At 65.7% G+C, this 6,713-nt stretch carries 9 protein-coding genes; 5 read left to right on the forward strand and 4 right to left on the reverse strand.

Going from position 1 to position 6,713, the window contains the following annotated elements:
* Nucleotides 1-78: 78 nt before the first annotated feature.
* Nucleotides 79-435, reverse strand: a complete 357-nt coding sequence (locus AB0J64_RS56460) for a DUF4158 domain-containing protein (RefSeq protein WP_364046840.1) — start codon at nt 433-435, stop codon at nt 79-81.
* A gap of 300 nt (nt 436-735) precedes the next feature.
* Here AB0J64_RS56460 and AB0J64_RS56465 point away from each other — a divergent pair, with 300 nt between their 5' ends.
* The 3 genes from AB0J64_RS56465 to AB0J64_RS56475 all read left to right on the forward strand — a co-directional run bounded on the left by AB0J64_RS56465 (nt 736) and on the right by AB0J64_RS56475 (nt 1,933).
* Nucleotides 736-1,044: a hypothetical protein gene (locus AB0J64_RS56465; RefSeq protein WP_364046816.1), complete on the forward strand. Its 309-nt coding sequence runs from the start codon at nt 736-738 to the stop codon at nt 1,042-1,044.
* Nucleotides 1,045-1,053: 9 nt separating this feature from the next.
* Nucleotides 1,054-1,416, forward strand: a complete 363-nt coding sequence (locus AB0J64_RS56470; RefSeq protein ID WP_364046819.1) for a hypothetical protein — start codon at nt 1,054-1,056, stop codon at nt 1,414-1,416.
* Nucleotides 1,417-1,612: 196 nt separating this feature from the next.
* Nucleotides 1,613-1,933: a hypothetical protein gene (locus tag AB0J64_RS56475; RefSeq protein ID WP_364046822.1), complete on the forward strand. Its 321-nt coding sequence runs from the start codon at nt 1,613-1,615 to the stop codon at nt 1,931-1,933.
* Nucleotides 1,934-2,011: 78 nt separating this feature from the next.
* Here the strand turns inward: AB0J64_RS56475 and AB0J64_RS56480 are convergent, their stop codons facing one another.
* The 3 genes from AB0J64_RS56480 to AB0J64_RS56490 form a co-directional block, all read right to left on the reverse strand.
* A complete protein-coding gene (locus tag AB0J64_RS56480; RefSeq protein WP_364046825.1) occupies nt 2,012-3,283 on the reverse strand; it encodes an ISL3 family transposase in 1,272 nt (423 codons plus the stop codon).
* Nucleotides 3,284-3,366: 83 nt separating this feature from the next.
* Entirely contained in the window at nt 3,367-3,525 is a 159-nt protein-coding gene (locus AB0J64_RS56485) for a hypothetical protein (protein ID WP_364046828.1), read from the reverse strand.
* A gap of 305 nt (nt 3,526-3,830) precedes the next feature.
* Nucleotides 3,831-4,238, reverse strand: a complete 408-nt coding sequence (locus AB0J64_RS56490; RefSeq protein WP_364046831.1) for a PaaI family thioesterase — start codon at nt 4,236-4,238, stop codon at nt 3,831-3,833.
* A 297-nt stretch (nt 4,239-4,535) separates the two neighbouring features.
* On the opposite strand from AB0J64_RS56490, the gene AB0J64_RS56495 reads away from it, so the two are divergent.
* Both AB0J64_RS56495 and AB0J64_RS56500 read left to right on the forward strand, forming a co-directional pair.
* The gene (locus tag AB0J64_RS56495) at nt 4,536-5,735 is read left to right on the forward strand and encodes an aromatic ring-hydroxylating dioxygenase subunit alpha (RefSeq protein WP_364046834.1); all 1,200 of its coding nucleotides are present in this window, start codon (nt 4,536-4,538) and stop codon (nt 5,733-5,735) included.
* Nucleotides 5,736-5,751: 16 nt separating this feature from the next.
* Nucleotides 5,752-6,387 (forward strand): hypothetical protein, encoded by a 636-nt coding sequence (locus AB0J64_RS56500; RefSeq protein ID WP_364046837.1) that lies wholly within the window; start codon nt 5,752-5,754, stop codon nt 6,385-6,387.
* Nucleotides 6,388-6,713: the final 326 nt, after the last annotated feature.

Raw genomic sequence — 6,713 nt, forward strand, 5'->3', positions numbered from 1 at the left:
CGTATCACAGAGGACACAATCCGCTATGTCGGATCAATCACCTCTGTTGCCGATCGCGGCAAATGTGCAGCTCAAAGGTTAAACCTCAAGCTTAGCGAAGTCCTGCCACCCCTCCACCTGCTGGATCTCCCCGGCATGCGTGCGGGCTGTGCCGTCGCGCTCCCCGTACAGCTTCAGGCACGAAGCGTCGGCGATGTCCAGTTGCTCGGCCAGGTACTCGGCCACCTCTGCCGGCACCTGCCGTGGGTCGGGCATGAACCGGCCCAAGAACCGCACGCTGGTCAACTGGACCGCGAACCCCAGCCGATTGTGATCCCGGCGTTTGTCCTGGATCAGCTCCCGGTCCGCGTCGTCCAGGAAGAAGTACCGCTCTAACTCCGCACGCGACGGCGCCCCGCCGAACGCCCCGTACCCAGCCGCCTGCTCATCGGTCAGGAACTCGACCGCCACAACACCCTCCGAAGATCGACAAAACGACCCACGAAGGTTCCAGCGGCAAATAGCCCCAGGTCAAACCGGTACAGGCGCCCTTGAACGCTTAGCGCACGATTTCGCAGAGATGTTCCTCAACCCCCAGGACGCGATCCTGACGTGGCAAGGCGAGGGCAGCCCGCCTCAATCGAGCTTCGGGCTTACCGTGACGCGCGAGGGCCAGCGAGTGTGGCTCGGCAATCCCGACGGGTCCACCTGGAACCTTCCCGCGTAGCCGATGAACGCAAAAGGTATCCAGAACGGGTGCATTCCAGATGGCCGGATGTTGACGAGCTGGCCGCGCGACTCGCCGACGACTTGACCGCCAGAGGCCTGATCACGGATCCCCGATGGGCACCCGCCCTGCGAGAGGTGCCCCGGCACCTGTTCGTCCCCCCGGTCGCATGGGCCGCGCCCGACGTGTACAACGTGCAGGGCGGCCCGATCGACGTCACCAACCGCCCGGAAGAGTGGTGGACGCTCGCGTACAGCGACCCGGCCATCATCACCCAGGCCGATGACGGAGCCGGCGACCCATCCGCCGGGACAGGTTCCTTCAGTTCCTCGGTGTGAGCGCCGGGCGTGGTCTTCCAGTTCCTGCAGCTTCTGTCACCTGCACGCGGTGACAGAATCCTGGAGGTCGGAACCGACTCAGGCTGGACGGCCGCGCTCCTGTCGTGGTGGTGCGGCTCGGACGGCATCACGTCCATGGAAGTCGACCCTCAGGTCGCCGCGCAGGCCGCGGCCAACTTGAAGACCACCGCGTTCACGCCGCACCTCATCACCGGCGACGGCCTCGCAGGATGCCCCGAACGGGCTCCCTACGATCGTGTCCACGTCACGGCAGACGTTTCCCGCATCCCGAGGGCGTGGATCGAGCAGACCAGGCCAGGAGCGATGATCGTCCTGCCCTGGCACCCTGGCGGGGTTACAAGCTGCGATTGACCGTGATCGACGACACCACCGCCGTGGGCCGCTTCCATGGACGCGCCCAGTACATGATGGTGCGCTCCCAGCGCTGCAACACAAAGGGGAATTCCCAGCCTGACCGGCGGGCCGAGACCACGACGACGATGGACCCGCGTCGCCTCGTCCAGGCCGACCTGGGCTTGTACGCGCTCTGTGCCGCCTCGCCCCAAGGGTGGGCTGGTTCGTCGACAAGAGCGACGGCTACTCGCTGCTGCTATTCGACATGGACGACATCGACACCTGGGCGAAGTGCGACCGGGAACCGAAGGCGAACGACTTCCTGGTCGTCCAGAACGGCAAGCGGCGCCTCTGGGACGAGCTGTCGTCCGCCTACCTCCAGTGGTTGTCTCTCGGCAGTCCGACCGCGGACCGGTTCGGGGTGACACAGCCGGCCGGCCAGACGAAGCTCTGGATCGACCACCCAGGCGGGCCGAGCCGGCACATTTCCTCTTGGGAAGATTCCGGCGTTGGCGGGTTTCGGATGGGCTGGTGAGCCCGAGCATTACCTCCTGAGGGGTGAACGCCGGCGCGCACATCGCCGGCTCTTCGATCTTGAGGGGGGTGGTCACCCTCATGCGGCTGGGTTGATCGTTTGATGTGTGCAGGCCAACCGTACTCGGCGGCGTTGGTTGGCCAGGTTGCGGAAGCCGAACGCCACGCGGGCGGCGTCCTTGATGAGGCGGTTGGTGCCTTCGGTGCGGGCGTTGGTGATGCCGGTGGTGATGAACGCCAGCGTCTCGGGCCACCACTGCTCGATCGTCTCGGCCAGGCTGATCAGCTCGGGGATGTCGGAGCCGGCGCACCAGGAGAAGAACCGGAACAACCGGTGAGAGATCACCGAGCGGGGCTGTTGTTGGCGGGCGCAGGCCAGCAGGGAGCGCAGGTCTTCCTTGGCGATCCAGGCAGTCAGGATCTGCCCGGTCGGCTCGTGGTCGATCAGGGCGTTCCACATCGTGGTGAAGGCCCGTTGGCTGAGGTTCTCGCGGGCGCGTAGCAGGCGACGGCGGTTGGCCCATTCGGGGTCGACGGAACGGCCTCGTCGGCCTCGCTGGTCGCGGGTGACGCGCTGGCGGACCGCGGTCACGGCCTTGTTGGCCAGGGCGATGAGGTGGAAGTGGTCGACCACGATGGTCGCGTGTGGCAGGGCCCGCCGGATGGCGGTGCGGTAGCAGGTGGCCGGGTCGATCGCCACCACCTGGACCGCGCTCTTCCAGGCCTGGCCGCGCGCGTCCAGCCAGCCTTCGACCGCGCTGCCGGTGCGGCCTGCTGCCTGGCCGAGCAGCCCGCCTGTGCCGGACAGGTCCACGAAGTTGGTCTCGAACCGTTCCAGCTTGTCCCAGCTGCCATCGGCGTTCTTGCGCCAGCGGGCCCGTCCGCGGCGGGTCTCGTCAATGCCCAGCACCTCGACCGGCTCCGGTTCGGCCAGCACGGCGTCGGCCAGCGCGGTGAAGTGGCGGTGCGTCAACGGCCAGCCCAGCCGGTACTCGCGGCAGGCCGCCGCGACCGAGGCGCCTGAGGCGACGCGGCGCGCAGCGGCTCGGCACAGCCGGCCGGTCACTCGTGCTCGGGGCGGGATCTCAGCGACGGACTCGGTGAACGCCTTGCGCGAACACAACGCCTCCTTGCACGCGAACTGCCGCTTATGCCAGCGCACGTGCAGTGCTTCCTCTCCATATGGCAGGTCACGGGGCCGGGTCGTGCGCCGCTGCCGGACCGATGTGGAGATCACTCCGCACTCCGGACAGGCAGCCCACTCCTCGGGCCGCTCAATATGCACCACCCGCCCGGCTTGCCCTTGTTCCCCGGCGACGCGCTCGACCTTCACAACCGTGATTTCCGGCATGCCGAACAGGATCGAAGTACTGTCGTTCACAGCTCGTGGCCCCCGTCACTAACTGTCCTTGATCAACAGCCAGTGTTACGGGGTCACGAGCTCTCGCGTGTCAGGCCACGCCGACACCCTTCCCCCTCAAGATCGAAGAACCACATCGCCAGGGTCACCGCCGTCGCCGACAGGGTGCGCCGGAGCAGCGCGCCCATGGGCATGCCGAGCACGAACGCGGACAGCCGCCACGCCGCCCACACGACTGAACCATCTCAGGTCGAAGCGGCCGACGTCCAAGGGCGGGATGTCGGGGGTGGAGCCACGGATTCACGATGCCGGCCAGTGCCGGACCTCGCGGGAGCCCTTCAAGATCCCAAGGTCGGGGTACTGGCTGCTGATGGTGACCACCCTCGCCCCCTTCGCCACGGCGACCCGAGCGTGCGCCGCACATCACGGAAACGAATGCTAGGGGCTCACGTCCTGACCCGAATCTGTCGGATGACCGGGATCCGGGTCTTGTCCTCGTTGGTGTCCACGACGTGAGCCCTGTGTGCCGGTCAGGACCTCATCCCGACGAGGGCACCACCGTCCCCTGGGCCAGCGCGCACAGTTTTTCCTGACCGTCGGCAGTGACGTAGATCTCGCACTGGCAGACCGCCTGCCGTTTTCCTGCGCTCCTCGCGGAGGACCGGCCGACGAGCAGGTCGCCTACCGCCGGCTTCAAGTAGTTGATTTTGAACTCGGACGTCAACGCGTTCCCGCCGAGCGCCAGTCCGCCGGCGAATGTAATGGCGTTGTCGGCCAGGTAACTGATGACGCCGCCGTGCACGAATCCGTGCTGCTGTTTAAGGTTGTCGGTAATGCGAATTCTTATTTCCGCACTGTTGGGCCCAACCTGTGTTAGTTCTGCTCCGACGAATTGGCTGAACGGCTGTGCGGAAAATACTTCGTGCGCGAACTGCTGTAAGTCCATTCGTGCTCCCGCGGCTGAGGACTCCGGCTTGGATTGAGGGGCTGAACGATGACTCGATGGGCGCAGAAGTCATGAGGACAGTCGATCACCCGCCATTGAGGTCTATTGACGGCAACCAACGGATCATGGTTCAATCCCGCAAGATCATACACTACCAGTTGCACCGGCCGCCTGGCCTCCGGAGATAGCGTGACCAGCGCAGATCTCTGGGATGACGAGTGCTGGGCGGCAGCCGCGGCGCATCGGGCGGCCGTCTGTGGACGACGACGGCGCCGCGATGCTCGGGAGATGCTTTGATTGGGCATCGCCAACCGGGTTCAGGACTCATTACTAGCCCGCTGGGGGTATGCGATGAAGCAGCATGAGCAAATCAGCGCATTGAAGAAACTGTTCGAACTTCGGGAACGGGGCCGCAATGAGGATATGCTCGGAAAGGTCGTGCAGGTTCCTGTCGGGAATTACACGTCGCCGGACATTCTCGATCGTGAGATGGCGAAGATCTTTCGGACTCATCCTATCGTGGCTGGTCATGTTTCGAGCGTGCGCGAGCCCGGTTCGTACTTGCTGAGCGACTGGAACAAGTTTCCCTATGTCATCGTTCGCGACAAGCAGGGGCGACTACGCGGATTCCTTAATCAGTGCCGCCACCGCGGCGCGCGACTGGTGACAGGCGAGGAGAAAGAGCTCAAAGCGTTCGTCTGCCCGTTCCATAATTGGGTGTACGACCTGGACGGCTCGCTGAGGTCGGTCACCCGGGAATACAATTTCCCTGATATGGATCGGGGTGCCTACGGGCTGAAGCAGCTCCCGGTCATCGAGGCGGGTGGCCTGGTCTGGATATACCCGACCGCGGACGCCGAGGTTGACATCGAGTCGTATCTTGGGTTCGTGCTCGATGACCTGGTCGACTTCGAGATCGACAAGCTGGTGCGATACCGCAAGACAAAGGTAGTCAAAGAAGCCAACTGGAAGCTTCTGATCAAGACCTATCTGGAGGGCTACCACGTGCCCTACCTGCATCGTACGACTCTGTCGAAGATGTTCAGGAAAGGCGTGCTGTCCCATTCGGAGCATGGCCCGCATATTCGGATGCTCGCGGCCAGGACGAACATCGGCGACGCTTTGAGGCTAGATCCGGAATCGTGGCGTATTCTCGAATACGCTTCCGTGTACTACGTCCTCTTCCCTAATACGTTTTTCATCTTGCATCCGGACTACGTGTCGATCAACATTTTCTATCCGGAGGGCCCCGACCGGACCATCTGGACCCACGAGATGCTGTACCGCGAGCCAGATTTCGAAGGCCGGCACGGTCAGGAGGGCCTTGCCAAGCGCTTCGATTTCACCAACGACGTCGTGTTCGATCAAGAGGACTTCGCCGTGGCCGAAAACGTGCAGGAGGGCCTCCAGTACGGCGCCAACGAGTTTCACACCCTGGGGCTGGAGGAAGGACTGCTCGCCATGTTCCAGGACAGCGTCGACGATCGCCTCATCTGACTCGGCCCTGGCGCTCGTGGACCGCGGGAGGGAGTTCACCGGCCTGCGGCACCTCGGCATGCGGCGCGGCCGGCTGGCGGGTATGGCGTGCTGGGAGAGCGTGCCCATCCTCGTGCTCGCCTTGACCGCCTGCGCGTGGCTGGCGGGCGTGCAGGCCGCGAGCGAGCCCGGCAGCCTGGCCGGGACGCTGTCGTTCATCCCGTTCGGCTGGCTGGCCGCGCTCGGCGGTCACGGCCGAGGGTTCCGTGCCGTAGACCCTGCCGACGCCGTCGAGGAGCACCGCCCGCGGACGCCGCTCCCGCCGGTCGGCGGGACGGAGCCGTCACCGGCCGGCACGTGGACGGTGGCGCAGGTCCTGCCGGCGGGCGGCGCGTTCCGCTGCGCCGGGGCGACGATCAGGGCGAACGCGGTGGCGGCGGGGGCCGTCGCCCCCGCCGCCACTCCCCTCATCACCCGCCGGTGCGGAAAAGGCACGCCGATGGCCTTGGGCAGCGTGACCTGCTCGTCCGCCACAGCGGACGCCTTCGGCGGATCGGCGCTCCGGGAAAGCGCCAGGGCCGGCGCCGTTCGCACCACGTTCTCGGCGGGCCCGTCATCCATCCGTCATCCATCCGTCATCGTCGTCTCGCCGCTTCCGGCGACACGACGTTAGAGGCGGCGCCGCGCGGCCGAATCCGTCACGTGACTGGTTGACGCCGCCGCCGTCGTATCGGCACCGGGCCGTTGACGGGGCAATCGAAGATCAAGTACGCTCCCCGGCCAGCAGCGCGGCAGCGCGCGGGACGGCTCACAACGGAGCGGAGTAACGTCGATGTCCCTGGCTGAGCTTCGACGGCGCCGTCATGCCGTTCGTGGCGGGGGAGCGGATGCTGGGCGGCGGCGGTCAACGGGCTCCTCGGCGCTCTGTCCGGCCAGCAGGTGACGATCCCCTGGCTCGGCAGCACCACGTGGACGGTGGTGACGGTGGCCTTCGTGAAC

Source organism: Nonomuraea sp. NPDC049695 (genome assembly GCF_040674955.1).
GTDB lineage: Bacteria > Actinomycetota > Actinomycetes > Streptosporangiales > Streptosporangiaceae > Nonomuraea > Nonomuraea helvata.